The 25776-nt window shown below is 49.6% G+C and carries 27 protein-coding genes and 1 tRNA gene; 18 read left to right on the forward strand and 10 right to left on the reverse strand.

Going from position 1 to position 25776, the window contains the following annotated elements; all coding sequences use genetic code 11:
* The first annotated feature begins 17 nt into the window (after nt 1-17).
* The 6 genes from rpsP to xerD all read left to right on the forward strand — a co-directional run bounded on the left by rpsP (nt 18) and on the right by xerD (nt 3710).
* Nucleotides 18-440 carry a 30S ribosomal protein S16 gene (gene rpsP, locus GOC95_RS07335; protein ID WP_275356507.1) on the forward strand — a complete coding sequence of 141 codons (423 nt, stop codon included), beginning with the start codon at nt 18-20 and terminating at the stop codon, nt 438-440.
* A 37-nt stretch (nt 441-477) separates the two neighbouring features.
* A complete protein-coding gene (gene rimM / locus GOC95_RS07340) occupies nt 478-1014 on the forward strand; it encodes a ribosome maturation factor RimM (protein WP_194749839.1) in 537 nt (178 codons plus the stop codon).
* Nucleotides 1015-1032: 18 nt separating this feature from the next.
* On the forward strand, nt 1033-1782 hold the full coding sequence (gene trmD / locus GOC95_RS07345; protein WP_275356797.1) for a tRNA (guanosine(37)-N1)-methyltransferase TrmD: 750 nt from the start codon (nt 1033-1035) through the stop codon (nt 1780-1782).
* Nucleotides 1783-1815: 33 nt separating this feature from the next.
* Nucleotides 1816-2205, forward strand: coding sequence for a 50S ribosomal protein L19 (gene rplS / locus GOC95_RS07350; protein ID WP_194749841.1), 390 nt, complete (start codon nt 1816-1818; stop codon nt 2203-2205).
* 104 nt (nt 2206-2309) lie between these two features.
* Nucleotides 2310-2786, forward strand: coding sequence for a methylated-DNA--[protein]-cysteine S-methyltransferase (locus GOC95_RS07355; RefSeq protein WP_275356509.1), 477 nt, complete (start codon nt 2310-2312; stop codon nt 2784-2786).
* A 6-nt stretch (nt 2787-2792) separates the two neighbouring features.
* Nucleotides 2793-3710 carry a site-specific tyrosine recombinase XerD gene (xerD, locus tag GOC95_RS07360; protein ID WP_275356510.1) on the forward strand — a complete coding sequence of 306 codons (918 nt, stop codon included), beginning with the start codon at nt 2793-2795 and terminating at the stop codon, nt 3708-3710.
* A gap of 6 nt (nt 3711-3716) precedes the next feature.
* Here xerD and GOC95_RS07365 read toward each other — a convergent pair whose 3' ends face one another.
* Together GOC95_RS07365 and folB are read right to left on the reverse strand one after the other, a co-directional pair.
* Complete coding sequence (locus tag GOC95_RS07365; protein WP_275356511.1) at nt 3717-4331, reverse strand: hypothetical protein; 615 nt, start codon at nt 4329-4331, stop codon at nt 3717-3719.
* Between the two features lie 28 nt (nt 4332-4359).
* Nucleotides 4360-4710, reverse strand: a complete 351-nt coding sequence (gene folB, locus GOC95_RS07370; RefSeq protein WP_275356512.1) for a dihydroneopterin aldolase — start codon at nt 4708-4710, stop codon at nt 4360-4362.
* Nucleotides 4711-4819: 109 nt separating this feature from the next.
* Between folB and plsY the strand changes: the two genes are divergently transcribed.
* Entirely contained in the window at nt 4820-5431 is a 612-nt protein-coding gene (gene plsY / locus GOC95_RS07375) for a glycerol-3-phosphate 1-O-acyltransferase PlsY (RefSeq protein ID WP_194749140.1), read from the forward strand.
* A 109-nt stretch (nt 5432-5540) separates the two neighbouring features.
* Here the strand turns inward: plsY and tsaD are convergent, their stop codons facing one another.
* Nucleotides 5541-6563 (reverse strand): tRNA (adenosine(37)-N6)-threonylcarbamoyltransferase complex transferase subunit TsaD, encoded by a 1023-nt coding sequence (gene tsaD, locus GOC95_RS07380; RefSeq protein WP_275356513.1) that lies wholly within the window; start codon nt 6561-6563, stop codon nt 5541-5543.
* A gap of 139 nt (nt 6564-6702) precedes the next feature.
* On the opposite strand from tsaD, the gene rpsU reads away from it, so the two are divergent.
* The 5 genes from rpsU (at nt 6703) to GOC95_RS07405 (ending at nt 11524) form a co-directional block, all read left to right on the forward strand.
* A complete protein-coding gene (gene rpsU / locus GOC95_RS07385; RefSeq protein ID WP_018987466.1) occupies nt 6703-6915 on the forward strand; it encodes a 30S ribosomal protein S21 in 213 nt (70 codons plus the stop codon).
* Nucleotides 6916-7064: 149 nt separating this feature from the next.
* Nucleotides 7065-7508: a GatB/YqeY domain-containing protein gene (locus GOC95_RS07390; RefSeq protein WP_194749142.1), complete on the forward strand. Its 444-nt coding sequence runs from the start codon at nt 7065-7067 to the stop codon at nt 7506-7508.
* 78 nt (nt 7509-7586) lie between these two features.
* A complete protein-coding gene (dnaG, locus tag GOC95_RS07395; protein WP_275356514.1) occupies nt 7587-9326 on the forward strand; it encodes a DNA primase in 1740 nt (579 codons plus the stop codon).
* 149 nt (nt 9327-9475) lie between these two features.
* Nucleotides 9476-11425: an RNA polymerase sigma factor RpoD gene (rpoD, locus tag GOC95_RS07400; protein WP_194749144.1), complete on the forward strand. Its 1950-nt coding sequence runs from the start codon at nt 9476-9478 to the stop codon at nt 11423-11425.
* 20 nt (nt 11426-11445) lie between these two features.
* Nucleotides 11446-11524 (forward strand) — tRNA-Ile (locus tag GOC95_RS07405).
* A gap of 30 nt (nt 11525-11554) precedes the next feature.
* Here the strand turns inward: GOC95_RS07405 and GOC95_RS07410 are convergent.
* The 5 genes from GOC95_RS07410 to GOC95_RS07430 form a co-directional block, all read right to left on the reverse strand.
* A complete protein-coding gene (locus tag GOC95_RS07410; protein ID WP_343223977.1) occupies nt 11555-12562 on the reverse strand; it encodes a site-specific integrase in 1008 nt (335 codons plus the stop codon).
* Nucleotides 12490-12828, reverse strand: coding sequence for a helix-turn-helix domain-containing protein (locus GOC95_RS07415; protein WP_275356516.1), 339 nt, complete (start codon nt 12826-12828; stop codon nt 12490-12492). Before GOC95_RS07415 ends, GOC95_RS07410 begins: the two co-directional genes overlap by 73 nt.
* A 3-nt stretch (nt 12829-12831) precedes the next feature.
* On the reverse strand, nt 12832-13803 hold the full coding sequence (locus GOC95_RS07420) for a replication initiation factor (protein WP_275356517.1): 972 nt from the start codon (nt 13801-13803) through the stop codon (nt 12832-12834).
* Between the two features lie 385 nt (nt 13804-14188).
* On the reverse strand, nt 14189-14344 hold the full coding sequence (locus GOC95_RS07425; protein WP_275356518.1) for a hypothetical protein: 156 nt from the start codon (nt 14342-14344) through the stop codon (nt 14189-14191).
* A gap of 133 nt (nt 14345-14477) precedes the next feature.
* Nucleotides 14478-14891 carry a DUF4398 domain-containing protein gene (locus tag GOC95_RS07430; RefSeq protein ID WP_275356519.1) on the reverse strand — a complete coding sequence of 138 codons (414 nt, stop codon included), beginning with the start codon at nt 14889-14891 and terminating at the stop codon, nt 14478-14480.
* Nucleotides 14892-15134: 243 nt separating this feature from the next.
* Here GOC95_RS07430 and GOC95_RS07435 point away from each other — a divergent pair, with 243 nt between their 5' ends.
* From GOC95_RS07435 to GOC95_RS07445, 3 genes are all read left to right on the forward strand, one after another.
* Entirely contained in the window at nt 15135-15458 is a 324-nt protein-coding gene (locus GOC95_RS07435; protein WP_275356520.1) for a hypothetical protein, read from the forward strand.
* Nucleotides 15459-15904: 446 nt separating this feature from the next.
* The gene (locus GOC95_RS07440; RefSeq protein WP_275356521.1) at nt 15905-16339 is read left to right on the forward strand and encodes a hypothetical protein; all 435 of its coding nucleotides are present in this window, start codon (nt 15905-15907) and stop codon (nt 16337-16339) included.
* Nucleotides 16340-16545: 206 nt separating this feature from the next.
* Entirely contained in the window at nt 16546-17280 is a 735-nt protein-coding gene (locus GOC95_RS07445) for a hypothetical protein (RefSeq protein ID WP_275356522.1), read from the forward strand.
* 25 nt (nt 17281-17305) lie between these two features.
* Here GOC95_RS07445 and GOC95_RS07450 read toward each other — a convergent pair whose 3' ends face one another.
* Nucleotides 17306-19552, reverse strand: a complete 2247-nt coding sequence (locus tag GOC95_RS07450) for an EAL domain-containing protein (protein ID WP_275356523.1) — start codon at nt 19550-19552, stop codon at nt 17306-17308.
* Nucleotides 19553-19852: 300 nt separating this feature from the next.
* Here GOC95_RS07450 and GOC95_RS07455 point away from each other — a divergent pair, with 300 nt between their 5' ends.
* The 3 genes from GOC95_RS07455 (at nt 19853) to GOC95_RS07465 (ending at nt 24129) form a co-directional block, all read left to right on the forward strand.
* Nucleotides 19853-20308, forward strand: a complete 456-nt coding sequence (locus GOC95_RS07455; RefSeq protein ID WP_275356524.1) for a hypothetical protein — start codon at nt 19853-19855, stop codon at nt 20306-20308.
* Nucleotides 20309-20595: 287 nt separating this feature from the next.
* A complete protein-coding gene (locus tag GOC95_RS07460; RefSeq protein WP_275356525.1) occupies nt 20596-21255 on the forward strand; it encodes a pyridoxamine 5'-phosphate oxidase family protein in 660 nt (219 codons plus the stop codon).
* A 276-nt stretch (nt 21256-21531) separates the two neighbouring features.
* A complete protein-coding gene (locus GOC95_RS07465) occupies nt 21532-24129 on the forward strand; it encodes an EAL domain-containing protein (RefSeq protein WP_275356526.1) in 2598 nt (865 codons plus the stop codon).
* 61 nt (nt 24130-24190) lie between these two features.
* On the opposite strand, the gene GOC95_RS07470 is transcribed toward GOC95_RS07465, so the two are convergent.
* Nucleotides 24191-25663: a porin gene (locus GOC95_RS07470; protein ID WP_194749153.1), complete on the reverse strand. Its 1473-nt coding sequence runs from the start codon at nt 25661-25663 to the stop codon at nt 24191-24193.
* Nucleotides 25664-25776: the final 113 nt, after the last annotated feature.

Genomic DNA, 25776 nt, shown 5'->3' on the forward strand with positions numbered 1-25776 from the left:
TTTAAGAGAACAAGATTATGGTCGTTATTCGTTTATCACGTGGTGGCTCCAAAAAGAACCCGTTTTACAGCGTTGTTGTGGCAGATTCCCGCAACCGTCGTGACGGTCGTTTTATCGAGCGCGTTGGTTTCTACAATCCATCTGCACGCGCTGGCGCTGAAGGCCTGCGTATCGATGAAGCACGTACACAATACTGGGTTGAGAACGGTGCACAACTGTCCGACACCGTAGCACGTCTGGTTAAATTCCACGCTAAAGGCGTTGAAGGCATGGCTGCTGCGAAAGCGAAAGAAGTTGCTAAAGCTGAAGCTGCCAAAGAGAAAGCCATTGCTGCTGCCGCTGCAGAAGCCGCTGCCAAGGTTAAAGCAGAAGCCGACGCTGCTGCTGCAGAAGCTGCCGCCGCACAAGCAGCTGCCGCTGAAGCGCCAGCTGCTGAGTAATTGTTTCAACGCCTGAATACAGATGGCGTTTGAGAACATGGTTGTGATGGGGCGCATTGTCGCCCCATATGGCGTTTATGGCTGGGTAAAAGTCGTGCCTGATACTGAGTATCTGGATGGCCTGCTGGACTACGAAGCCTGGTGGATCGGTAAAGCGCCGAATTGGCGTGAAACGACGGTAGAGCAAGCCAAAATCCATAACGATGTGTTGCTGATCAAGTTGTCAGGGGTGGGCGATAGAGATGCCGCCTTTGCGCTCAAAGGTCAGCAAATTGCTGTACCGCGTGAGGCCTTGCCCGAGACAGAAGAGGGCGAGTATTACTGGTCTGATCTGATTGGTTTGCAAGTCAGCAATACTGAAGGCGTGGATTTCGGCAAGATTACGCAAGTGCTGGAAACCGGCGCGAACGATGTGCTGGTCGTGCGTGAAAAGCAGCCGACACAGGTCAAAGGCAAGGATGGCAAACTGCGCGAAGAGTATCGCGAGCGTTTGATCCCGTTTACCAGTGACGCTGTGCCAGAGGTGGATATCCAGGCGGGGACCGTGCTTGTGGAGTGGGATGCCGATTTTTAAAAGAAAGCGCAGCTCATGATGCAGATTGAAGTGATCAGTTTGTTTCCTGAGATGTTTGCAGCACTGACGGAATACGGGATTACTAGTCGTGCCAGACAGCGTGGCTTGTATCAGTTAACCCTGACCAATCCGCGCCAATATACGCAGGATGTGCATCACACCGTTGATGACCGGCCATATGGTGGTGGACCAGGCATGGTGATGCTGGCGGAGCCGCTGGCGCATGCCATTGGCGAAGCCAAAGCGCGCTTAAGTGCGAAAGAAATAACGCCCAGGGTGATCCACTTATCGCCACGGGGCAAACCGCTGACACACGAAAAAGTGATGCAGCTCAAAGCATTACCGGGGCTGGTGCTGTTAGCCAGCCGCTATGAAGGCGTAGACCAGCGCGTGCTGGATACCTTGGTGGATGAAGAACTCTCCATCGGCGATTATGTGTTAAGTGGCGGTGAGTTGCCTGCCATGGTGTTGCTGGATGCTATCATCCGCCAATTGCCTGGGGCACTTGGCGATGCTGATTCGGCGCAGGAAGATTCATTTGTGAATGGCCTGCTCGACTATCCGCACTACACGCGCCCAGAAGAGTTTGCAGGATTAAAGGTGCCCGACGTATTGTTGTCCGGGCACCATGAAAAGATTAGACAATGGCGATTACAACAATCGCTGCTGCTAACAAGGGCTAAACGCCCGGATTTATTGGCTGAAAGGCCGTTGACGAAAGAAGAGGCTAGGCTACTTAAAGACGTTGCATCAAAAGGCGTCGAGTAGGAACGAGTCACTTTACAATTAAAAGGAACTGACATGGCAGACATTATCAAAATGTTAGAGCAAGAAGAAATTGCTCGTTTAAACAAAGCTATCCCTGACTTCGCGCCAGGTGACACCGTAGTTGTAGGTGTAAACGTGGTTGAAGGTAACCGTAAACGGGTGCAGGCTTACGAAGGCGTTGTAATCGCCAAGCGTAACAGAGGTCTGAACTCCTCTTTCATCGTGCGTAAAATCTCTTCAGGTGAAGGCGTTGAGCGTACATTCCAGACTTACTCCCCACTGATCGCTTCTATCGAAGTGAAACGTCGTGGTGACGTGCGTCGCGCTAAACTGTACTACTTGCGTGAGCGTTCAGGTAAATCTGCACGTATTAAAGAGAAACTGGTTGCGCGCGAAAAAGACATCGCAGCAGACAACTCTTAATTCAAGCGTTGCAGCAAAAAGCCCTTCAGTTGAAGGGCTTTTTTATTGCCATATTCTAATGATAGTTGGTTGCACCCGGGCCAAGATTACAGTTAAATAGGCGCATGAACCGTCTTGATGATGAACTCGATGCATTAGTGCCTGCGCCCTTTGGCTTTGTTGGTGTGCGTAGCGATGAGGCCGGTGAGCGGCTGCAATTCTTGCTACATGCATTGCCCGTCAAAGCCAGCCCCCATCCGCGTGCGCAAGCCGTGGCCGATCAAGTCGCCACTTATCTTAAAAATCCGCATATGGTCTGGCAACCTATTCACTCCACTCTCGGCACGGCTTTTCAGCAACGTGTCTGGCAGGCCATGCGTGCGATCCCTGTCGGTGAAACCTGGACTTACAGCCAGTTGGCGGCAGCGGTGGACTCTGGCCCACGTGCCGTGGCCAATGCATGTGGCGCCAATCCCTTGCCCTTGTTTAATCCCTGTCACCGGGTGGTTGCCAGCCATGGGCTGGGCGGATTTATGCAAGGCATAGACGGTGGTTTGGAGATTAAACGCTGGCTGCTCACCCATGAGCAAGGCCGCAAATAAACGCCGATGCAGCAAAAAGCGCATTCTTTGACCGAGGCGGCAGCATTTCCTGAAATCGATACCTTTATCGATCAGCTCTGGCTGGAAGATGGCTTGTCGCCCAATACCTTATCCAGCTACCGCAATGATTTAAAAGGTTTTGCCGAGTGGTGCAGGCAGCACACCCATACTTTGTGGGAGGTGCAGTCGCATGATGTGCAAGCATATCTTGCCCATCGTTTCCCGCAAGTGAAGGTGCGGAGTATTAACCGCCTGATAGCCACCTTGCGCCGTTTTTACCGGTACGCGCTGGCCGCCAATCTGATTCAGCAAGACCCTACCTTGCATATCGAAGCGCCCAAAATGCCTAGGTCACTGCCAAAAACGCTGAGTGAGTCGCAGGTGGAAGATTTGCTCAATGCCCCGGATGTGAATGTGCCGCTTGGTATGCGAGACCGTGCCATGCTGGAACTGCTCTATGCCAGCGGATTGCGTGTCTCAGAGCTGGTGAATATCAAAATCAGCGAAGTGAGTACGCAAGATGGCGTGGTGCGCGTCACCGGTAAAGGCAGCAAAACGCGCCTGGTGCCCATGGGCCAGGAAGCGGCCGAGTGGATAGACCGTTACTTGGCAAGCGCCCGCGCAGAAATTTTAAAAGGCAGTCTGAGTGACGCGGTATTTGTCACCACACGTGGCGATGCCATGACGCGGCATGCGTTCTGGCACATTATCCAGCGTTATGCCTTGCAGGCGGGGATTTCACAGCATATCAGCCCGCATGTGTTGCGCCATGCGTTTGCCACGCATTTGCTCAATCATGGCGCGGATTTACGCGTGGTGCAGATGTTGCTTGGGCATGCGGATATTTCGACGACGCAGATTTATACGCATGTGGCGAGGGAGAGGTTGCAGCAGCTGCATAAGGTGCATCATCCTAGAGGTTGATTGTTTTTACTTCTCATTTAATACACCATTTTTTTGTAAAGCTCTTAAGAGAGTTTTAACCTCACTTTTTAATTGGGCGTGGGACTTCTTCAAACTGTCTGCATAAATGATTAAGCCATGTTGATGTGCAATCATTTGTTCTTTATGCGAATCTAGCTTGGTTTCTAAGAAGAGTTTATTTGCGAACTCAAGTTTGTTAACTAAGTCGTTATTTAATCTAAATGAGTCAGTCATCCCTTTCGCTAAGGTGTATGTTCTAATAATTTGCCGGCGAAGGTCATTGTCTTTGATTTTTCCAATCAGGAAAGTATTGCCGTTATATACAGTGAAAAAATCACTGACTACAGGATAGTAATAGTTTAGTGGTTGACCATCATGTAATGACTCAAGCCTCGCACCCATTGTTTCTTGATATCGTTCAAAAACGGTTTCAATTTCGTCGTGAATGGCTTGCAATAAGGATGATATTAGCTCCTCATTGCTTTTCTCTAGCAGTAGATTTTGATGAATATGCGTTTTATTTACGGCTAAGATGCTGAAAAACCCCGCAACCACCCCCCCAATAACAGAGCCAATTAAAGCGGATATAAATTCTGTTGATTGAATAATTTCGTTGAGCAATTTGCTATCTCCCTAAGTATTTTTGCGTTTATAACGTTCTGTTTATTATCACGCCTAGGGCTCTAAGTCCCGGCAATATACCCGGCTTGCTCACCTTCAACTTCACACTCTGCGCTTTAAATTCCTGCAAAATCAGCTGGCATATATGTTCACCCAAGGACTCAACCAGTTTGAAACTGTGCTCGGCTAATGTTTCGCGAATGCGGGCGACTACCTGACCATAATCAATCGTGTCTTCAATCGCGTCACTGAGGCAGGCTTTACTAAAGTCGTAGCCGATTTCAATATCCAGAATCACAGTTTGCGGCACTGTACGCTCCCATTCTGGCACGCCCAGTTTGGTTTGCACTTTGACTTGTTCGAGAAAAATTGTGTCCATGAATCTGTGTCCTTTTATTTCCGCGCAGGCTGGAATCCAGTATTATTCGGCATCATACAACATCGTGCAGTGGCTGGCTAAGCGGCTGCATTTCAGTGGAATTAAGCGCATGAACGAAATTGGTTTTGATATTGAAGCATTGGTGTGGATCGCTGCGGCTTACCTGATAGGCTCGATTGCTTTTGGCATTATTATCAGCAAGCTGTACCGCCTGCCAGATCCACGCACCGTAGGCAGTGGCAATATCGGCGCGACCAATGTGGCGCGTAGCGGTAAAAAATCCGCTGCGATTTTGACCTTGCTGGGCGATGCGTTCAAAGGGTGGTTGCCGACATGGTTGGCACTGCAGGCGGGTATGTTGATGGATGTGGTGGCATTGGTAGGGTTGGCTGTGTTTATTGGTCACTTGTATCCGATTTATCATAAATTCAAAGGTGGCAAAGGCGTGGCGACGGCATTGGGCGTGATGATTGCCTTTTCAGGCTGGCTGGCGTTAAGTGTGGTGGCTGTCTGGCTGGCGGTGTTTTTAATCAGCCGCATTTCTTCGTTGTCTGCGCTTGTCGCTGCCGTATTGGCACCGTTGATTGCCTGGCAGTTCCTGTCACCTTACCCGGTGTATGTGGCGGTGGTCGTGGTGATGTCCGCGTTTTTGATTATTCGCCATCAATCGAATATTGAAAAACTGTTGGCTGGGACTGAAAGCCGTTTTGGAAAGAAATAATTAACTGCCGATAAGCCCAGATGTGAAAACTGGGGAGATCGTTTTGAGAATCTTTTTTAGATTTTATCGGCGGTAGAAATACCGCTCAGCAACGCCTTTTAGCAGGCAATCACTGAGGGGTTTTGAGCTCAGCCAAATCCCAGCGCGGCCGGATGCTAAAGCTGTAATCCTGCTTGCCTGGCTGCATGGCGTGCAGGCGCATCGCACCGGCAAAGGCAATCATGGCGCCGTTATCGGTGCAGAACTCCAGGCGTGGATAATTGACGCTGATACCACGTTTGGCAGCGGTTTCATTGAGCCGGGTACGCAGGCGTTTGTTGGCGCCTACGCCGCCAGACACCACCAGTCGTTTGAGCTTTGTCTGTTTGAGTGCCTTCAGGCATTTGTGCACCAGAATCTCGGTGACGGATTCTTGAAATTCCCAGGCAATATCTTTAATTGTTTCTTCATTCAATTCTGGCTGGTTGTTCACCAGCGTCAACACGGCCGTTTTCAGGCCGCTAAAGCTGAAGTTTAAATCCGGGCTGTTGAGCATGGGGCGCGGCAGTTGAAACTGTGACTTGCCCTGATCGGCCAGTTTAGACACCGCCGGGCCACCGGGATAGCCCAGGCCCAAGAGTTTCGCTGTTTTATCAAAGGCTTCGCCAGCCGCATCGTCCAGCGTGTCGCCTAATAGTTCATATTGGCCAATGCCATCGACGCGCATGAGTTGGCTATGTCCGCCTGAGACCAGTAAGGCGACAAACGGGAAGGCGGGTGGGTTTTCTTCGAGCATGGGTGCCAGTAGATGGCCTTCCAGGTGATGCACTCCCACAGACGGGACATTCAGGGCCATGGCCAGCGATTGTGCAATGCTGGTGCCCACCAGCAAGGCGCCCGCCAGGCCTGGACCCTGCGTGTAAGCGATGCCTTCGAGGTCTTGCAGGGTTTTATCGGCTTGCGCCAGGACTTGCTGCGTGAGTGGGAGTGCACGGCGGATATGGTCACGGGAGGCCAGTTCCGGCACGACGCCGCCATAGGCTGCATGCATGTCGATTTGCGAGTGCAAGGCGTGCGCCAGCAACCCACGGCGCGTGTCATATAATGCCACTCCGGTTTCGTCACAAGAAGACTCGATACCCAATACCAACATCTAAGATAAGTCTCGCATACGTTTTTTTGCAGAAAGGATTGATAAATCCAAATAAGCGCGATAGAATACGCGGTTTTCAGTGCTGCATCAATCCGCAAGCACCATTGTCTAACCAAATATTTGAAGGATAGGGAATTACATGACCGCTATTCGTGTGAAAGAGAACGAACCGTTTGACGTTGCAATGCGCCGTTTCAAGCGTTTGATTGAGAAAACCGGTTTGTTGAACGACTTGCGTGCTCGCGAGTTCTACGAGAAGCCAACTTGGGAGCGTAAGCGTAAAGCAGCTGCCGCGGTGAAGCGTCAGTACCGTCGTCTGCGCAACCAACAGTTGCCTACCAAACTCTACTAATTTTTTAAGTAGATGTGCAAATCGGGTAAGTCATCCCTTGGCTACCCGGTTTGAAAAAAAATATGCGAAGGTTGTGGATTTCCGCAACCTTTAGCTGTTTTTAAAGCATACGCTTTAACGTCCTTCTTTAATTGAGAATAATCCCCGCTATGAGCCTGAAAGCACAAATCTCTGAAGATATGAAAACCGCGATGCGGGCGAAAGACATGCCCAAGCTGGGCGTGATTCGTTTGTTGCAAGCCGCCATCAAGCAGCGCGAGGTGGATGAGCGTATTGAGTTGGACGATGATGCCGTGATTGCCGCCATTGAGAAAATGCTCAAGCAGCGTCGTGATTCGATTGCTGCATTTGAAGGCGCTAACCGCATGGATTTGGCTGATCAGGAAAAATTTGAAGTCACCGTGTTGCAGGCTTATTTGCCTGCCCAGTTGAGCGAAGAAGAAATCAATGCGGTGATCGCCAAAGTGATTGCTGAAACGGGTGCAGCGGGTGCCAAGGATATGGGTAAAGTGGTGGGTGCAGTGAAACCATTGGTTGCCGGTAAGGCAGATATGGCGAAAGTGTCTGGCTTGATCAAGGTTGCCTTGGGATAGTGTGTTTTTGCAGGCATTGAGTCAGGGGCGCATTTGCGCCCTTTGTTTTTTTGACCCGCATCAGCGATACTTGCATTTATGATCCCGGAAAGTTTTATTCAAGAACTGCTTAATCGCGTAGATATTGTCGATGTCATCGACAAGTCTGTTCCGCTGAAAAAAGCCGGGGCCAATTATTCAGCCTGTTGTCCGTTTCATAACGAAAAATCCCCCAGTTTTACCGTGAGTCCGACCAAGCAGTTTTACCATTGCTTTGGCTGTGGCGCGCATGGTTCGGCCTTGAGTTTTTTAATGGAATATAACGGCTTGAGCTTTGTCGAGGCCGTGCATGACCTCGCCAAGCAAGTCGGCATGATCGTTCCACAGGAGCAGCGTGATCCCAACCAGCCTGCACCAACGTCTAAAGCCGTGCTACTCAGTTTGCAAGAGACCTTGCAGCAGGCCGCCAATTATTACAAAGCCGAGTTAAAAAAATCACCGCGGGCGATTGATTACCTGAAAGCACGCGGCTTAAGCGGGCAGGTCGCGGCAAAATTCCAGATTGGCTATGCGCCAGCCGGGTGGCAAAATTTGCAAACCGTTTTTCCGCAATATGATGCCGAGCCGCTGGAAACTGCCGGGCTGGTGGTGCAAAACGAGCAGGGTCGTCGCTACGATCGTTTCCGTGACCGCATCATGTTCCCTATCCATAACCAAAAAGGGGAAGTCATCGGCTTTGGGGGGCGTGTAATTAACCCTGAAGACAGTCCCAAATATTACAACTCGCCGGAAACGCCCGTGTTTCAAAAAGGGCACGAATTGTATGGCTTGTTTATGGCGCGCCGCGCCATCCGTGATGCGGGGCGGGTGTTGGTGGTGGAGGGATATATGGATGTGGTGGCGCTGGCGCAGTATGGCATTGAATATGCCGTCGCGGCGTTGGGCACGGCGACTACGCCTTTTCATATTGCCAAGCTGATGCGGCAAACCGATGAAATCGTTTTCAGTTTTGATGGCGATAAAGCCGGGCGGACTGCGGCCTGGCGCGCGGTGATGAATGCCTTGCCTGCCATCAAAGATGGCCTCAAGTTGCGGTTTTTATTCTTGCCTGCCGAGCATGACCCCGACAGCTTTGTGCGCGAGTTTGGCAAAGAAGCCTTTGAGGCCAAGATGAATCAGGCCATGCCCTTGTCGCAATATATCATTCAGCATTTAAGTGAGCATAACCCGCTGGCCTCGCAAGAGGATAAAGTGCAATTCTTGAATGACGCCGAGCCCATTCTTAAGCAAATTCAGGCGCCGCGTTATGCCATGCTGTTGCGTAAAAAGGTCGCCGAGATGACCGGTCTGGCGCAAGGCGAAATGCAGCGCATGCTGAAATTGCCGAATACCGCCAAAGCCAAGGAAAAAGCCGTGCGTCAACGCTCGCGTACGCCGTTATCTTTGCATCTGCGTTTGGCGTTGATGTTGCTCATGCGGCCACAATGGGCGCAGGCCGCGCTACTCGAGCAGGTGGCGGGTGAGAGTGATGAGGCGCAGATGTTGCGCGTGGTGTTGAAGGCAGCGATTGCCAAGCCTGAGTCTCGTCCTGTGGTGCTGTTGCAGATGATTGCGCCCTATATTTCTGAGTCGCTACGACACCAATTGCAGCGCGAGTTGTCTTTGTTGGATGAAAGCCTGGACTTTACGCTTGAATTTGAGGGGGCATGTACCCAATTATCAGACATGGCGGTCACTGCACGTGAAAATTCCCTGTTGGGGCAGTTAACTGAAAAGCCATTTTCAATGTTGTCTGAAGCAGATCGTGAAGCCTTGCGGCAATTAACCAGCAAGCGCTAGTCGGTAATTCCCTAAAAACCGTGAGGGCATGCTTAAAAAACGTGCAAAAATCTGGTAAAATAGAGGGTTTCCCGTAATGTTAAATCGAGTGATGTGCCTGCAGCGTTTGCCAGCACTCGGCATCAATCATTTTAGAGGTGGAATCGGCCATGGCCAGACCCAAAGCAGATAAAAGTTTAGACAAAGAACTCGGAATCAACGAAGTCGAAACACACAAAGACCCCGCCACCCAGGCAATGGATGCCGAGGCACGTCGTACACGCCTCAAAACCCTGATTGTATTAGGTAAAGAGCGCGGTTACCTGACCTACGCCGAAATTAATGATCACCTGCCGGATGATGTACAAGACTCCGAGCAGATCGAGAGCATTATCGGCATGATCAACGACATGGGTATCCAGGTGTATGAAGAAGCCCCGGACGCCGAAGTGTTGCTGATGTCTGATGCACCCCCTGCCGTGACAGATGAAGATGCCGCTGAAGAAGCAGAGCAGGCATTGGCTACGGTTGATTCAGAGTTTGGGCGTACAACTGACCCCGTGCGTATGTACATGCGCGAAATGGGTACCGTTGATCTGTTGACCCGTGAAGGCGAGATTGAGATCGCCAAGCGTATTGAGGACGGCCTCAAGCATATGGTGCAGGCGATTGCCGCCTGTCCAACCACCATCGCCCAACTGCTGGAGATGGTGGACAAAGTCGAAAAAGACGAAATGAGCGTGGATGAGCTGGTCGATGGTTTGATCGACAGCGACCTCGGTCTGGATGACGCCTTGGCCGTGGCGGATGCTGAAGAAGAGGAAGCCGCCGACGAAGAAGACGAAGACGAGGACGAAGACAGCGATGCCAAAGCATCTGCGCTTTCGGCAGAGGCCTTGGCAAAACTCAAAGAAGAGGTCCTGTCACGCTTTGCCGTGATTCGTGCCGCCAATACCAAAATGAACAATATCCGCGAGGCTAAAGGTACCAACGATGCCGAGTACAAGACTTTGCATCAGCAAGTGCTCGACGAGCTGACCGCTTTCCGCTTCTCTGCCAAACAGGTTGAAGCTTTGTGCGACCAAGTGCGTAACATGGTCGAAGAAGTGCGTACGCACGAACGCAAAATCATGGATTTCTGCGTAGAAAAAGCCAATATGCCACGCCAGCAATTCATCAAGAGCTTTGTTGGCAACGAAATCAACCTCAACTGGCTGGATGATGAGCTGGCAGGTAAACCTGCCTACGGTGAGCGTTTAGAGCGTTTTAGACACTCTATTCTGGACCAGCAAGAGCGGTTGCAAAACCTGCAAATCCGCGTCGGCTTGCCAATTAAAGAGTTGCGTGAAATCAACAAGCAAATGACCACCGGCGAAGCACGTGCCCGTCGCGCCAAACGCGAAATGATCGAGGCCAACCTGCGTCTGGTGATCTCTATTGCTAAAAAATACACCAACCGTGGCTTGCAATTCCTCGACTTGATTCAAGAAGGCAATATCGGCCTGATGAAAGCCGTGGACAAGTTTGAATACCGCCGTGGTTACAAATTCTCTACCTATGCCACTTGGTGGATTCGCCAGGCGATTACGCGTTCTATCGCTGACCAGGCACGTACTATCCGTATCCCAGTGCACATGATCGAAACCATCAACAAGATGAACCGTATCAGCCGCCAGATCCTGCAAGAAACTGGTCTTGAGCCTGATCCTGCCACCTTGGCTGAAAAAATGGATATGCCGGAAGAAAAAATCCGCAAAATCCTCAAAATCAGCAAAGAGCCGATCTCCATGGAAACGCCGATTGGTGACGACGAAGACAGCCACTTGGGCGACTTTATCGAAGACAACACCACACTGGCCCCAATGGACGCAGCGGTTTACGCCAGCCTGCGTGACGCCACCAGCGAAGTGCTGGAGTCACTCACTCCACGCGAAGCCAAAGTGCTGCGTATGCGCTTTGGTATTGAAATGAACACCGACCACACGCTGGAAGAAGTCGGCAAACAGTTTGACGTCACCCGCGAACGTATCCGCCAGATCGAAGCCAAGGCCCTGCGTAAACTGCGTCACCCGACCCGCTCGGAGCGTCTGCGCAGCTTCTTAGAAAACGGTCAGGATTAGTTTATAATCCCACGCTTTCCGGCCCCTTAGCTCATGCTTGGTTAGAGCAGCGGACTCATAATCCGTTGGTGCTGTGTTCGACTCACAGAGGGGCCACCATTTAAAATCAACGGCTTAGGTGAATTTCACTTAAGCCGTTTTTCTTTCAACGTGACCAGAACGTGACAACGGTATAACGTTGCTGCCATCGCGCTGTTCTATCCTTGAGGCGGCAAACCTCAAATTCTCTGTGGCAAACTTTGCATAGCGATCCACCATACTGCGTGTTTTCCATCCGCCCAAGTCCTTCAATTCATCGGTGCTGGTGCCAGCCTGACGATGCCAAGAAGCCCAAGTGTGGCGCAAATCATGGAAGCGGAAGTCCTCAATGTTGGCTTTTGCTAAGGCATTGTGCCAAGCATCATTGGATAACTCCCAGCGAATCGGTTTACCTTGGTAGGTAAAGCAATAGCGGGCATGTTTACCCAATTGTGCTTCCAGAACTGCAATCGCGTCTGCATTTAATGGAACACCTCGCGGCGTGCCATTTTTGGTTTGGTTAAGCCATGCCGTCTGCCTTTCCAGATCGACACGATTCCATTCCAAACCTTTAATCTCACTGGCTCGGCAGCCTGTTGCTAAAGCAAAACGCACCATCGCGGCTAAATGCTCAGGACAACAAGCGATTAATGTTTCCGCTTCCTGTCTTGTTAGCCAACGATCACGTTCCACCTCGCCGCCGAGCAATCTCACCTTAGGAAAGTTATCGATCCATTGCCACTCGTCACGTGCCATTCTCAGCAGTGAACGAATGGTTGCCAGGTATCGATTCACAGTCGCAGGCTTATTGCCCTTGTTCAATTCACCTTGGATGATCGACCAAATAACGTCGCCGTTAATTTCATGCAGCATCAAATGGCCGACATAAGGATCAAGATTCCGAACAATACGCCTTACGTCTGCAAAACTTCTCAAGGACGATTTGACAGAGAGATAACGAAGAACTGCTTCTTTCCAACTCCGCTTTGGCTTTACACCTAAAAATGTTTCCAAATAGGCTTCATGCTTGAGCTTGGCAAGGTACGCTAACGCCTCGGTTTTGTTTTCAGTCCGAGCACTCTCGCGTATTCTTTGTCCGTTTGGTAAGGTGGCGTTGATCCACCAATACCGGGAGTCGGGGCGTCTGAAAACGCCGTCTTTGGGTTGGTCCATAATAAATCCTTTCCAACCCGTCTCTGCTCGCCGCGTTTATATTCCTCTAACCATAAATCCAAGTCAACTTTGTCATAGACCAGACGGCGACCAAGTTTAACGGCAGGAATACGCAATTCAGCCAGCAAGGTGATGCCTATCCCCAAATAGGAGGCCGCTTCTTTTTTGGATAAACAACGCTTATCGGGCAGAGGCAGGTCGGTTGTTTTCATGTGTTATTCCCCATCTGCTGCGCGACGATAAGCCTCTGCGAGATAGTCCAAGTCTTCTTCGATCAGGTTGTTATTCATCGTATTGAATAGCCGAGCCTTGAATGCGACCTTGCCGACAATGAAGTCATCGACAGGAATACCCATACGATTAGCTATTGCATAGATATGCTTACTCACTGCCGATGTGTATTTGAGTAAAGCTTCTTGATGGTCATCAATGCCATGAATTGCCATCCAGGTGGTGAGTCCACTAAAGCCACGATCTAAACAGGCTTCCTCAGATGGCGCTCTATCATTCTTAAAACGGCTTTTTAACGGTGAATCGTTGGTTTCCCAATCCACACTCGATAAAGCCGCCCAAAGGGGATGCACAGGCCAACGCGAGCGTGTTTGGTCTGCTTCATTCGGGATAGTCAGTTTTAACCATTCAGTGGTGGCATACGACCACAACCCGCCTAGATTGGCTAAACACAAATCCAGTGATTGAATTTCTTTTTGTTTGAGAAAGTCACGCTTAAACTGAAACTCCAATCGCCACACAGGATCACCCATCTGATGCCCCGCTTGTTGCCATAAAGGGATTAAGTAATTCTTTTGGCTTTTGATAATCTCAGTCACTTTGTCGTATAAACGCATGGCAATCACCCCACCAAGGCCAATCGCCCAGCCGGTGAAGTGTCGGTCTATCGAATAACGATTAATCGCCCCTGCATGCGTGACCCATGCATTCTCATCCCATTCATTCATAGCCTGATGGCTCACAAAATCTAAATAGAGATCAATGCGACTGACATTGGCAATAGACTGCACAGCGCCCCAATGGCTTAGTAATTCACGCAAATGCGCTTCTGCCTGCGCTGGTGTGCGATAGGTGAGATATTCGCTTGAAATCTTCACATAAGCCATTGGAACGGCTTTTTTAGGACGTGATAACTGGATTCTGAATGCGTTATCTTCCAAGACATACGCAAACATCGAAGAACCCTTGAGCGTTCAATAATTTAGCGATTTATGGCGAGCGTTGGCGGTTGAATGTTAATTAAAATCAATAAGTTAACGCAACTTGTAATCTGTTTGTCTTGGGTGTAGATATTGGCACACCCTACCAAATACATTAAAGGCTTATGTGAAGTCATAGGCTTTATTCATTTTGTAACGTGACATTTTTAGCGGTTTTTGACGAGCATTGACGGGTTAATTTATATATAAAACAATGTGTTAGTAAAAACTCATAATCCGTTGGTGCTCTGTTCGACTCATAGAGGGGCCATCAATAGAATCAAGGGCTTAGGTTGAATCCTAAGCCCTTTTCTTATTGTGCTATGCGTAGAGGATGCGCATTCGGTACAGCTGAGAGTCATTATGTTTTTTCATCTACATTAGCACCTGTATTTTCAATGATGACTTCAACGCGACGGTTTAACTGGCGCCCAGATGCACTATCATTGCCCGAGACTGGTGAGGTTTCACCCTTGCCAGCAGTCACGAGGCGATCTGAATGGATGCCCTGTTTCATTAGCCAGCCCTTAACCGAGTCTGGGCATTGTTGACCGCTTCTGGTTGTATTTGTCTGGCTGTACATGCCACCAACAAGACGGATGCCACAGCGGTGGATATGAGTGTTCTAGCGTTAAAAATTTGTGTGTTCATTATTGATCTCCTGTCTTACGCTTCATTTCCATTTTTAATGTGTCAGTCCCTTTTTGCATCTGCTCGTTAACCACACGGGCTTTTGCCACTTCGGCTAGGGCGGAGGCCAACTCAGCGTCAGCGCGTGCCTGTTGGGCAAGGCGTTGTGCCAGAATCATTTTTTGTTCTTGTACTGCGCTGTGCGCTGCAGAGAGTTTGTCGCGTGCGGTACTCAGTTCGACTGCAGCATAATCCGCAACACTTGCTCTTTCTGCACTCGCGATGGCTTGCTCCGCGGCTTGCAAAGCAGAAGTTGGCGGTTTGGGTGTTGAGGCGCAACCACTTAGCAGCAACAATGCTGTAAATGCGGGGGCCAAGCCCCAGGACAACAGGCGATGACTCTTTGCCTGTGGTAAATGTAATGTGTGTGCCATGTGTTTCTCCTTGTATGAATCGAGGCACTTAGTACCTAGTGCATACAAGTATTCCAGACGACAGTTGAATGCTCCGTGCACTGGCGTACATAAGCCATCGGGCTTAGTTGCTTAACTTGCATCGATCCGATAATCCTCTAACTGAATCTTCATTACCGCTGCAACACGGATTAATCCATGAAGTATTTGATTAAAAATCACGCGCTTACTAGAATGAAAGTCCGATTTTTTGAAAGGTAAACGATGGGTAATCCTAAACAAGTCATTGCGGCTTTAGTGCTGGGTTTTTTCTATTTGACAGCTACAACGAATGTGATTGCTGCGGATAAATGGAGCGATGGGCACGTGGACGAGCATGAGCACCACCATGGTAAAGACGGACACGCGGATGAGCATGAGCATCACCACGGTAAGGACGGCCATGCGGATGAGCACGAGCATCACCATGGCAAAGATGGTCATGCGGATGAACATGAGCACCATCATGGGAGTGACGGCCATGCAAATGAACATGAGCATCATCACGAAGACGGTAGCAAAGAAAACAAGCATGAGCATCATCACTAACTGGCGCTGCCTGGCAACGAAAGATGCTAGCGGTATGGTTTTAGCCATCACCAAATAGGGAGGGTTGTTTGTTGATGAATGAATTCGGGAAAAACTCCTATAGGCAACTTGGTGCTATCCCGGCATGATGCGACTGAGGGCTTGATTTACCACTAGGACCACTGAACGTAACCTCGGTTATGTGCAGCGGGGTAAACCAAACCCTGCATTCGATTAAACGCATATTGATCTCAATGCAAAAAAAGCATCTCTTCGGAGGTGCTTTTTTACTTTGTATGGCTGAAATCTTCTCATTTTAAATCAAGGTCACCACTGATCCTGGTTTTGTCCTGTCTTGTACGAAAATTCCTACAAGAGGTTCAGCCTGATGTGTATTCGTTCAGGTGGTTGATTATTGGATCATAGAGGCTGTGTGAAAACAGTCATCAGTGATTGGGGAGGTTAATATGCCAAAAACAACATCACCACGAACATTTACAAGCGCACTCTCTTTACTTGCCATTACAATGGGCGCGGTCTCTGCGGCCTTAATTGTGATGTGCATTGGAATGTACTTCACGATTCTGTCGGTAGATGATTCAACGTCAGTCAAAGTGCATGCAAAGGCGGTGGAAGCGACAGCGATCGTGCCTGCTGATACTCAAGTACTCGTTGGATTCAATGGCAAGTTGACTTACACGAATGCGCCCATGATCAATGAGGATGGTGCGGATACGCATTTGAGAGATGCCTTGTTTCGTGAGGAAGCCGAGGAAGAGATGGCGTCGTCTGCAGAGCCGCGCTTGCAGCAAGAGGTACCCCTTGCCCGCACTTATCTTGCAACGGCTCATTTGCCTGTGCAGCCGGTTCATTTTCGTGCAGTCAAACGTGTGATGGCTTAAATGCGCTGCCTTGATTGGCTACGCATTTGTGAGAATGTATGAAAAAGGGTGTAAACATAATGGCAATGATTGAAATTTATTTCTTTTTAAGGCATTGTTAGAGATTGCATATCCTATTGGCGTAAAACTATACCTGACCGAATTTGTGGAAATATGCATTGTCTTCAACATCAAACACAACCCTTGGGGATAAGGGTTTGCCTACCATGATCTACTGCTCATATCATTTTGCGCCTACTCAGCGTGGCGAAATCCAGATTGGTAAAATCAATGTGCTATTGATAGGTGTGCTGATCGTCATCTTGCTTGGCCTGATTATCAAGGGAGAGGAGCGCGAAGAGGGCAGTGCAGCAACCCTGCGTATTCAAAATCAGGTCTCTGCCGTGGCTGCCCCCGAGGTGAGCGCACAAGTAACCAGCGAGCTGACACAGGCTGTGTCTGAGACGACGCCAGCCCCTGAGCCAGAGGGGATGCCTGTGAAAAAAGCGGGCAAAAAAACGAATACCCTTGCTCACAAAAAAAATGCATCACCTGAGCCAGCCACCGAGCAGCCAGCCTCAACGACAGTTGTAGCACCCCATGCACATGTGGCAGCGAATCCGGTGCCTGCAGCAACAAGTGAAGAGAGTTTACAAAAAGACAACTCCAAAAAGATGATTGTTTTTAATATCTGGAGTGTATCCGAACTCAGGCTCAGAAGTGCCTATGCGGCCTATATGAACGATAGCGCGGTACCTGCCGTTCAGCTTGAGGGCAGAAAAAAAGAGTATTTGAATTTTGCTAGCCATCGTACAAAAAAATGTGGCGAACTGGATGGCAAGTTTGCCAGCAATATCAATACGGTAGAGAAGCTGACGCTGGTGAAGGGCGATGCTGAAGTGTTGCAATGTCATACCATAGAAAACAACCTCGAGATTGATCGGCTCAGTGCCCTTCAGTAAGGGTGGTCTAACGATCTGATGCGATTCAATCCTGCTGAATGAGCGATTCTTTTTCAGCAATCAGTGGATGCGGTTTTGCTCTTAAGTAACCTTGTGAGTAGTGACAGCCCATCTGCTTGAGCAGGGTTTCTTGATCCTGTGTTTCTACGCCCTCGGCAATCAGTTTGATATTGAGCTGATTGCCCATATAAATCATCGTTTTGCATAAGGCCTGATTTTTTTCATTTTCTGTCAGGCTGCTGATGAAGGATTTGTCAATTTTGACATAATCAATCATGAATTTATGCAGATAGGCGAGCGAGGAATAGCCCGTCCCAAAGTCGTCAATCGCCAGTTTAATCCCTGCATGGTGCAGATTGCTGAGCATCGCCATTGTATTGACTGAGGAGTCCAGCAATAGCCGTTCGGTGATTTCAAAACAGAACTGTTCTCCGGGAATATGTTGTGCTTTGAGGGTGACGAGAAATTGCTCCAGGCTGGCAGGGTGTGCAAATTGCAGGGACGAAATATTAATGCAGATTTCTACCTTGCCAAACTGTTGCTGGATCTGTTGCAGGTCTTGAATGATTTGTGCAAACACCCATTCGCCAAGCGCAATAATAAAATTATGTTCTTCTGCAATGGGGATAAACACGTCTGGCGGGATCATGCCCAGTTGCGGGTGTTGCCAGCGTAACAAGGCCTCCAGTTTTTCACAGTGCAGATTACTCAAGCGAAAGATGGGCTGATAATGCAGTGACAGTTGCTGTTGGGGAATTGCCTCTTTAAGCGCCTCGATCAGTTGCATTTTGCGTGCAAACTCTTCATAAATGGCCTGATTGAACAGCACACATTGATGTTTTCCTGACTTCTTGGCCTGATACAGCGCCTGGTCGGCAAACATAATCAGCTCGTCGGCATCTTGACCATGGTCGGGAAAAAGCGCCGCCCCTATACTCATAGACACGCTTACTGTTTTGGACTGAACCTCGAAGAGTGGCGACATTACTTGCAATAGTTTTTCACACAGAGCCTGTAGACCTGCTTGATCAATGCCTGGCAGCATCATCAAAAACTCATCTCCGCCAAAGCGGGCGGTGAGGCTGGGCGGTTGTATCATGCATTGTATGCGTGCGGCGACCTGGATCAGCACTTCGTCGCCAAAAGCATGCCCAGCCGTATCGTTAATCTGCTTAAAGTTATCGAGATCAATAATGATGACCCCTAGGGACTGCTTGGATTCGCGGGCCTGTTGCATGGCCTGCTCAATTTCATTTTTTAACTGAAAGCGGTTAGGGAGCTTGGTGAGAAAGTCGTGATTAGCCTGGAACCAAATCTCCTGCTGTGCGGCCACCGCCTGTTTTTTGCTGCTGCGGTAGACTTTTAGCAGTTGCAGAAACAAAAGCAAGGCAAGCACTCCCGGGACCGCAATCAGGTATTGTGTCCGCTCTGGCGCAGGCGAGGCTTTCCAGGTATTCATAATCTCGGGCGGATTGGTGCCAATCTGTTGTATCGCTTTATTGAGTATGCTGACCAACGTTGGCAGATTTGCGTCTACCCCCATCCAGACGTCACTGGTGATAGCGGTGATGCCTACTTTCTTGATGTTCTGGATTTTATGCAAGTCGATGTGGTAGTCCAGGACCAGCTCATTGCCAACGTAGGCATCGACATAGCCCGACTCCAAATCATCAAACGCCTCATCCGCGATATCAATCAGTTTGATTTTGATCGTGGGGAATTCATTTTTAAGTTTTTGTGCGACGGGGCCGCCCTTGAATACGGCAACCGTTTTGTCTGTGAGATCACGCAGGCTGATTTCATGATGTGCCAGAGGGTGATTAGCGGCCATATAAATGGCATTGACTGTGACCAGATAGGGTTGTTTGAGCAATTGAAAGCCGGCTGGCGGATTTTGACCACGTATCCCTGTCATGAGCGGCGCGTCAGCCGGGGTGAGGTTGTCATGATCGTTGACAATAACAAATGTTAAACCGGTGAGCTGGCTGATCTGCTCCAGATACTGGATGGAGACACCGGCATGGTTGTGATTTTCCAGCTGAAACTCTACGGGCATCCAGCCACTTTTCACTGCGACCTTGAGGCGTGGGTGCTGCTGCAGCCAATCACGCTCTTGTGTGGTGAGTGCCAATGCATTTGATGGTGGGAACTCGCCTGGCAAAATTTCTTCTGCCTGTAGCATTGCTCCGCTAAAACCTATGCCTAGCATCAGACACAGGCGACCAAGAATATGGACGACCGAACATAGCCCTTTCACTCTGCGGCAAGCCATGATTCAACCCCCAATGGTTTTTGGATAATTTATCTGTAAATTGTATGTGACTATAACGGCGTGAAATGCAAAATATAAAGGCTTTTATACAGTTTTTTATATAACACTGTGAGTATGCGTTAAGTTAGACTATGATGGATAATGCGTGTTCGCGGAGGCGTCAAACTTATGCCTACAACGGAAAGCACCTGTCATCAAAAATAAGTGAAGGACTGTTAGACTAATCATAACGGTGTTAACCGGTAAGGCTGCGCATGAGGGTGTGCATTGAATAAATAACTGGCTAAGGGAGTCCGGTGAATGAAAAAAATGGGTGTATTGCTGACAGCGATATTGCTGTTGGCGGGCTGTTCTGTAAACATGGTAAAGCTGGGCGTCTATAAAAATAAAGCGCAATTGATCGGTACGGATGGGGCGGTCTATACGGGAAGTATCATGATTAATGATATTAGTAACGATGGCGATATCGACTTCGACGACTCACCTTATGGCAAGCTTGCTGGCAAGTGGACCGCCACCAGTACGGTGGCCCCGGTGATCCGTACGGTGGATGCACAAAGTGCCTCTGATGCGGTGGTTCGTCGTGCCTATTCAGGCAAAAGCTTTTTAATTGCTAACCAAAAAGCCGTGCTTAATTGTGACTTTAAAATCAATATTGAGGGCGATGGCTTGCTGGGTAGCGTCTACGTGATTGGTGATGGAATCTGTGTGGATGATCAGAAGCGCAGTTTTCCTATCCAGTTTTTCAAGTCCTAACATCATCAAAAACGCATCAAAAAGCCCCTCAATCACTGGGGCTTTTTGATGTTTGTGGCTCTGCGGTGAAACAGCATTCGGCATCACCAGATTGAGCGCGCCTGTCTTTTCCCATCTGCGATGCTTGCCGGTTTGGTGCCTGTAGACATCGTTCCCCTTTCGTTGAAACCACTGTTCAGACCATACATAGTGCCGTTTAAATCAAGTATGATGCGCCAAACAAGCTAAGATAGCTGCAGTCAATGGATTGATTGCTGCAAACCTACGTTTAACCAATTGGGGGAGTTATGAGTCGCTTATTCGGAGAGATACATCGACAGGTGCAAGATGCGCAGGGCACCAGAAAACTGGCTGACCGTATTGAGGAAATTGCCTGTAAAACGGAAATTGATGAGGATGCCAAGGGCTTTATTGAGTCACTGGATATGTTTTTCCTGTCTACGGTGGACCATAATGGCAGACCTACGGTGTCTTACAAAGGTGGTTTTCCTGGATTTGTCCGCGTGCTGGACAGCCAGACGCTGATGTTCCCGATCTACAATGGCAACGGTATGCAGCTGTCGGTAGGCAATATGGTGGGTAACGGCGAGGTAGGGCTGCTGTTTATTTCATTTGAGCGCCCGCATCGTATCCGCTTGCAGGGCGTCAGTGAGGTCTCAACCGATCCAGCTTTGTTGGCGCATTACAAAGAGGCTGAGTTTGTTGTCAAGGTAAGTTTGTCTGAGCTCTGGCAAAACTGTCCACGCTATATTCACCGCTATCAGCGGGAGAGTGCCTCGCGCTACGTCCCCTCTGCACAATGCGAAACCCCGTTGGCTGAATGGAAACGGTTGGAGTTTGTGCAAGACGTGATCTCTGAAGCCGATGCACAAAAAGCACAACAAGCAGGCTTCATTCAGGTGGAAGACTGGATCGCCAAGATCAAGGCTGGCGCACCAGATGCTTAGTTTACACCAGACCTCATAAGTCGCTCATAGACTCTGCGAAAGCAGTATTCACTGGCCTCTCTCAGCAGAACGCAAATAGATTTGCGTTTTCTGATAGAGGCCTTTGCTATTTTCATGTATCTTTATCAATGTGCGATATGCATCATATTTCTCAAGATAAATAATTGTTCGACATAGAATTGTTATCAATCTATAAGGTGACCATCTCTATGGTGCCGCGGGGGTGGCGTCAACGTGATTCATCAGGGTGCAAAGAGATCTCTACGGTATTTCGCCATGCGAAAGGTATCGATACTTGCTGGTTGCATGCTGTGCTTCATGGGCTTGATGCAGCCCGGTATCGGATGTGCAGAACAGACCATTACTGTTACCAGTGATGATAATTACCCGCCCTATTTGTTTAAGGACGCAAATGGCAATACGGTGGGCATTGTGGTGGATACCTGGAAGTTGTGGGAGCAAAAAACCGGGGTTAAGGTGACCCTGCTTGCCATGGTCTGGGAGCAGGCGCTACAGCAATTGTTGAGCGGGCATGCTGATGTGATCGAGATGATTTATCAGGATCCAGAACGTGAACAGCGCTTCAGTTTCAGTACCCCTTATGCCACGCTCCCGGTGGGCATTTATGCGCATAAAAGCATAGGTGGCCTGGCATCTTCCAACCATCTGAGTGGCTTTACCGTCGGTGTGCAAAAAGGCGATGGCTGTATTTTTCACCTGAAGCAAGCCGGGGTTCAATCGTTTCGGCTATATAACAATTATGAAGAGATGATCACCGCCACGCTCAAGGGCGAAATCAAGATCCTGTGTATGGATGATTATCCGGCTAGCTATTATCTGTATCGCGCAAAGGCGGATCAAAAAGTACTGCGTGCTTTTACCCTTTATCACGGCGAGTTTCACCGGGCGGTGAAAAAGGGCAATGAGCCCATTCTGGCCTTGATTGAAAAAGGCATGGCGGCCATCACCCCGGCTGAAATGGCTGCGATTGAGGCACGATGGAAGGGCCGTCCCTTGCAGCAAGACCTCTATGAAGGGCAAGCGTTATGGATGTTGGCTGTGGCATTCATCGTTGCCGTGAGTTTGGTATTGCTGGTGTTTATGCTAAGACTCGCGGTGAAAAGAAAAACCGCTGAAATTGAAAGCAAGCGTGCCGAGCTGGAGCTGGAGCGATTGCGTCTGACTGAAATCATTGATGCGACGCGTGCGGGCACCTGGGAGTGGAATGTACAAACCGGAGTGTGCCAGTTTAATCATCGCTGGGCAGAAATTTTGGGATATCAACTCGAAGAGATCCAGCCTTTAGGCGTAGAGGCGCCAAAACGTCTGACGCATCCGGATGACTGGAAAATGGCCATGGCCTTGGTTGAACAGCACCTCAAAGGCGAGATTGCCTTTTATGAGTGCGATATCCGCATGCAACATAAAGACGGGCGCTGGTTGTGGATCGCAGATCGGGGGCGGCTGATTTCGCGTACAGCCGACGGGCAGCCGTGGATGATGCGCGGTACGCATATTGATATCACGGATAAAAAGCAGGCCGATGCTGCGATTTGGCAACAGGCCAATTATGATAGCCTGACCCAATTACCTAACCGCCATTATTTCAATCGCCACCTCAAAGAGGCGATTGCCGAGGCGGCGACCCAACAGCAAAAACTCAGCCTGTTGTTGCTCGACTTAGACCGCTTTAAAGAGGTCAATGATACGCTCGGTCACCGGCATGGGGATGAGTTGTTGATTGAGATCGGCCAACGGATACGCCAATGCTTGTATGATCATATGGAGGTGGCCAGGCTGGGCGGGGATGAGTTTGCCATTATTGCACCAGAGGCTGCCTGTGCCGATTTGCAAGCATTCGGCCAACAGTTGATGCAGGAGATCTCTAAAGCCACCATTCTTGGCGGGGAGCGCGTCTATGTCACGGTCAGTATTGGCATCAGCCAGTATCCCGAGGATGCCGTTAATGCTGAAGAAATGATACAGCATGCGGATCAGGCCATGTATGAGGCAAAAAGTCGGGGCCGTAATAACCTGCGTTTTTTCTCGCTAGCGATTAAAGAGGCCATGTCGCAACGCGTGATGTTGGCACGGGACCTGAAGGCGGCCCTTGAAAAGGATGAGTTGCGCGATTACTACCAGCCGATTGTCAGTTTGAACACGGGCAAGATCGTCAAAGCCGAAGCGCTGATGCGCTGGCAGCATCCTGAACGCGGACTGATCAGTCCGGCGCTCTTTATTCCCGTGGCCGAAGAAACGGGGGACATTGTTGCGATGGGTAATTGGATTTTTTCTCGGGCGGTCGCGCATGCGTCCAAATGGCAGCCGCTGGTGGGGGAGGCATTTGCCATTAGCGTCAACAAGTCTCCGGTGCAATTCGTTGACCCGCAACGCTTTCATCATGACTGGGGAAAAATCTTGCAGCATAACGCACTGGCAGGCAAGCATCTGGTGGTTGAAATTACCGAAGGCTTGTTACTGAATCCCGACCCGGTCGTCGAGCAGCGCTTATTGTACTATCGCGACTTGGGGATTCAAGTTGCGATCGATGATTTTGGAACTGGCTATTCTTCGCTTTCTTACCTCAGTAAATTTGATATTGATTATTTGAAAATTGACCAGTCCTTTACCCGTAACCTGAATGCGGGCAATGAAAGTTATGTCTTGTGTGAGGCCATCATTGTCATGGCGCATAAGCTAGGCCTGAAAGTGATCGCTGAAGGGGTGGAGACCGCACTGCAGCGTGATTTGCTGATGGATATCCATTGTGATTTTGCCCAGGGATTTTTCTATTCCCCGCCTGTGCCTGCTGAGGCCTTTGAGCAAATGCTGGTGCAACAATCGCGGCAAGAAGCTGCGCTGCTGCAGGGTTAGTTCACACATATGAAAAAAGGCCCAAGCACGACTTGGGCCTTTTTATGAACAGGCAGCGAACTTAGAACCGGAAACGTACCCCGGCACCTACCGCCTTCACATCCTGATACCAGGTCGAACGCGGGAACTTGTCCCCTGAAAAGTGGTTATTGGTGTAAGCAACATAGGTATCAACCCGCTTGTTGATCTTATAGTCAATCACTGAAGTCCACGTGTCAATTTTACCTTGTGAGTTGGTAGAGACTGTTGGGCCATCAATCGCATCAAACCGGGTTGCATAGTAGCCGACGGAAGCTGTCAGACCTGCCAGGGCTGGAATGCGCTGCGAAAAGTCGTAGCTGGCACCAATGTAGTAGACATTGTTATCTTGTTTGTAACCCGGTTGTAATGCAGAGGTGGCGACGCCGCCAAATACGGTCTGGTCAAACAGTTTGCTGTATTTGATGGTCCGGTCTGATGAAGGCTTCAAACGGTACCATTCCCAGCCGCCTGTGAATTTGATTTCCTTGTTCGGCGTCCACTTCAACGCGATTAAAGTGGCTTCCGTGTTATACAGGGACGCAGTAATGGTGTCGTTGGCGGCTGGATTGCCAGCGGCAGCAGAGCCTGCCTTGACGGCATTGTTAAAGCCGTTAAAGGCAAACTGAACGCCAAATACGCTATTTTCAAAGCCCAGTTGACCGGTGTAGCCATAACCCTCGGAGGTGCCTGCGGTATTGCCAAACTGATACATGCCGGCGTAGTTGACCTTACCTAGCCCTTCAACATCGTAAGTATTGCCATACTTCACCGTGTTTTTCATGCGGGAGTTTTCGGAGATGCCGCCACCGCCGCCAATCGTGCCGCTCTCACCCAAAGGCGAGAAGGTATCTGCCTTGCTGTTCGGGTCATAAGGGTTGGTGATTTCAAAAAATGGGTTGTACTGGGTACCGTATGACACACGCCCCAGCTTGCCGCCATCAATCCCTACCCAGGCCTGACGCGCAAATAACTCACCGTTCATGGAGGAGTCCGCGCTGACGCTGGAGTTGGCGTTGGTCCCGGAGTTGTCTGCCAGCGTCTGTGCCGCATCGTGCAACTTCATATCAAGCGGGTTGAAGCCAGCTTCAAACTGGTACATGAATTTAAAGTCACGATCCCACATTTGTAGTTTGCCGACTTCGCCCTTGATGCCCAGACGGGAGGCTTGCAAACCACCATTGACCCACTCGGTTCTTGAGGTGGTTCTCGGTGTGATTTTTGCACCATTGTAAGGATAGAAGTTGTTAGGTAATTCGTAGTTTTCAGGCAACGAGTGGTTAACACTGGTGCGCGCAATATCGATGATGCCATACACTTGTACGTTCGATGGATGGTCTCCGACGTTGAAGTCCAGACGCAACGGGTTGTCATCGTTCATGAAACGTGTCATGAACGAGCTTGGTGCCTGATCGTTTTGGTTGGCGGACGTTGTAGGCGTTTCTGCCTGGGCGGTCAGGGCCTGACCGATTGCGACTGGAAGTAATGCCAGTTTAAAAAAATGTCTGATGGTCATCTTAATCTCAATGTTTTATGCGATATTGCGGGTTGTCACAAGACAACGCATTCTCGTGCTGGCAAATGAAGATTAGATGACATGCGGCTTACATGAAGCTTACGCCCGTCATA

The organism is Methylophilus sp. YYY-1, from assembly GCF_029132825.1.
In the GTDB taxonomy this organism is placed as follows: domain Bacteria; phylum Pseudomonadota; class Gammaproteobacteria; order Burkholderiales; family Methylophilaceae; genus Methylophilus; species Methylophilus glucosoxydans.

What these genes read in the sequence shown, in the direction of transcription:
- rpsP (WP_275356507.1), top strand. Translation starts at nt 18, where the DNA reads ATGGTCGTTATTCGTTTATCACGTGGTGGCTCCAAAAAGAACCCGTTT.
- rimM (WP_194749839.1), top strand. Translation starts at nt 478, where the DNA reads ATGGTTGTGATGGGGCGCATTGTCGCCCCATATGGCGTTTATGGCTGG.
- trmD (WP_275356797.1), top strand. Translation starts at nt 1,033, where the DNA reads ATGCAGATTGAAGTGATCAGTTTGTTTCCTGAGATGTTTGCAGCACTG.
- rplS (WP_194749841.1), top strand. Translation starts at nt 1,816, where the DNA reads ATGGCAGACATTATCAAAATGTTAGAGCAAGAAGAAATTGCTCGTTTA.
- GOC95_RS07355 (WP_275356509.1), top strand. Translation starts at nt 2,310, where the DNA reads ATGAACCGTCTTGATGATGAACTCGATGCATTAGTGCCTGCGCCCTTT.
- xerD (WP_275356510.1), top strand. Translation starts at nt 2,793, where the DNA reads ATGCAGCAAAAAGCGCATTCTTTGACCGAGGCGGCAGCATTTCCTGAA.
- folB (WP_275356512.1), bottom strand. Translation starts at nt 4,710, where the DNA reads ATGGACACAATTTTTCTCGAACAAGTCAAAGTGCAAACCAAACTGGGC.
- plsY (WP_194749140.1), top strand. Translation starts at nt 4,820, where the DNA reads ATGAACGAAATTGGTTTTGATATTGAAGCATTGGTGTGGATCGCTGCG.
- tsaD (WP_275356513.1), bottom strand. Translation starts at nt 6,563, where the DNA reads ATGTTGGTATTGGGTATCGAGTCTTCTTGTGACGAAACCGGAGTGGCA.
- rpsU (WP_018987466.1), top strand. Translation starts at nt 6,703, where the DNA reads ATGACCGCTATTCGTGTGAAAGAGAACGAACCGTTTGACGTTGCAATG.
- GOC95_RS07390 (WP_194749142.1), top strand. Translation starts at nt 7,065, where the DNA reads ATGAGCCTGAAAGCACAAATCTCTGAAGATATGAAAACCGCGATGCGG.
- dnaG (WP_275356514.1), top strand. Translation starts at nt 7,587, where the DNA reads ATGATCCCGGAAAGTTTTATTCAAGAACTGCTTAATCGCGTAGATATT.
- rpoD (WP_194749144.1), top strand. Translation starts at nt 9,476, where the DNA reads ATGGCCAGACCCAAAGCAGATAAAAGTTTAGACAAAGAACTCGGAATC.
- GOC95_RS07415 (WP_275356516.1), bottom strand. Translation starts at nt 12,828, where the DNA reads ATGAAAACAACCGACCTGCCTCTGCCCGATAAGCGTTGTTTATCCAAA.
- GOC95_RS07420 (WP_275356517.1), bottom strand. Translation starts at nt 13,803, where the DNA reads ATGTTTGCGTATGTCTTGGAAGATAACGCATTCAGAATCCAGTTATCA.
- GOC95_RS07425 (WP_275356518.1), bottom strand. Translation starts at nt 14,344, where the DNA reads ATGAAACAGGGCATCCATTCAGATCGCCTCGTGACTGCTGGCAAGGGT.
- GOC95_RS07430 (WP_275356519.1), bottom strand. Translation starts at nt 14,891, where the DNA reads ATGGCACACACATTACATTTACCACAGGCAAAGAGTCATCGCCTGTTG.
- GOC95_RS07435 (WP_275356520.1), top strand. Translation starts at nt 15,135, where the DNA reads ATGGGTAATCCTAAACAAGTCATTGCGGCTTTAGTGCTGGGTTTTTTC.
- GOC95_RS07440 (WP_275356521.1), top strand. Translation starts at nt 15,905, where the DNA reads ATGCCAAAAACAACATCACCACGAACATTTACAAGCGCACTCTCTTTA.
- GOC95_RS07445 (WP_275356522.1), top strand. Translation starts at nt 16,546, where the DNA reads ATGATCTACTGCTCATATCATTTTGCGCCTACTCAGCGTGGCGAAATC.
- GOC95_RS07450 (WP_275356523.1), bottom strand. Translation starts at nt 19,552, where the DNA reads ATGGCTTGCCGCAGAGTGAAAGGGCTATGTTCGGTCGTCCATATTCTT.
- GOC95_RS07455 (WP_275356524.1), top strand. Translation starts at nt 19,853, where the DNA reads ATGAAAAAAATGGGTGTATTGCTGACAGCGATATTGCTGTTGGCGGGC.
- GOC95_RS07460 (WP_275356525.1), top strand. Translation starts at nt 20,596, where the DNA reads ATGAGTCGCTTATTCGGAGAGATACATCGACAGGTGCAAGATGCGCAG.
- GOC95_RS07465 (WP_275356526.1), top strand. Translation starts at nt 21,532, where the DNA reads ATGCGAAAGGTATCGATACTTGCTGGTTGCATGCTGTGCTTCATGGGC.
- GOC95_RS07470 (WP_194749153.1), bottom strand. Translation starts at nt 25,663, where the DNA reads ATGACCATCAGACATTTTTTTAAACTGGCATTACTTCCAGTCGCAATC.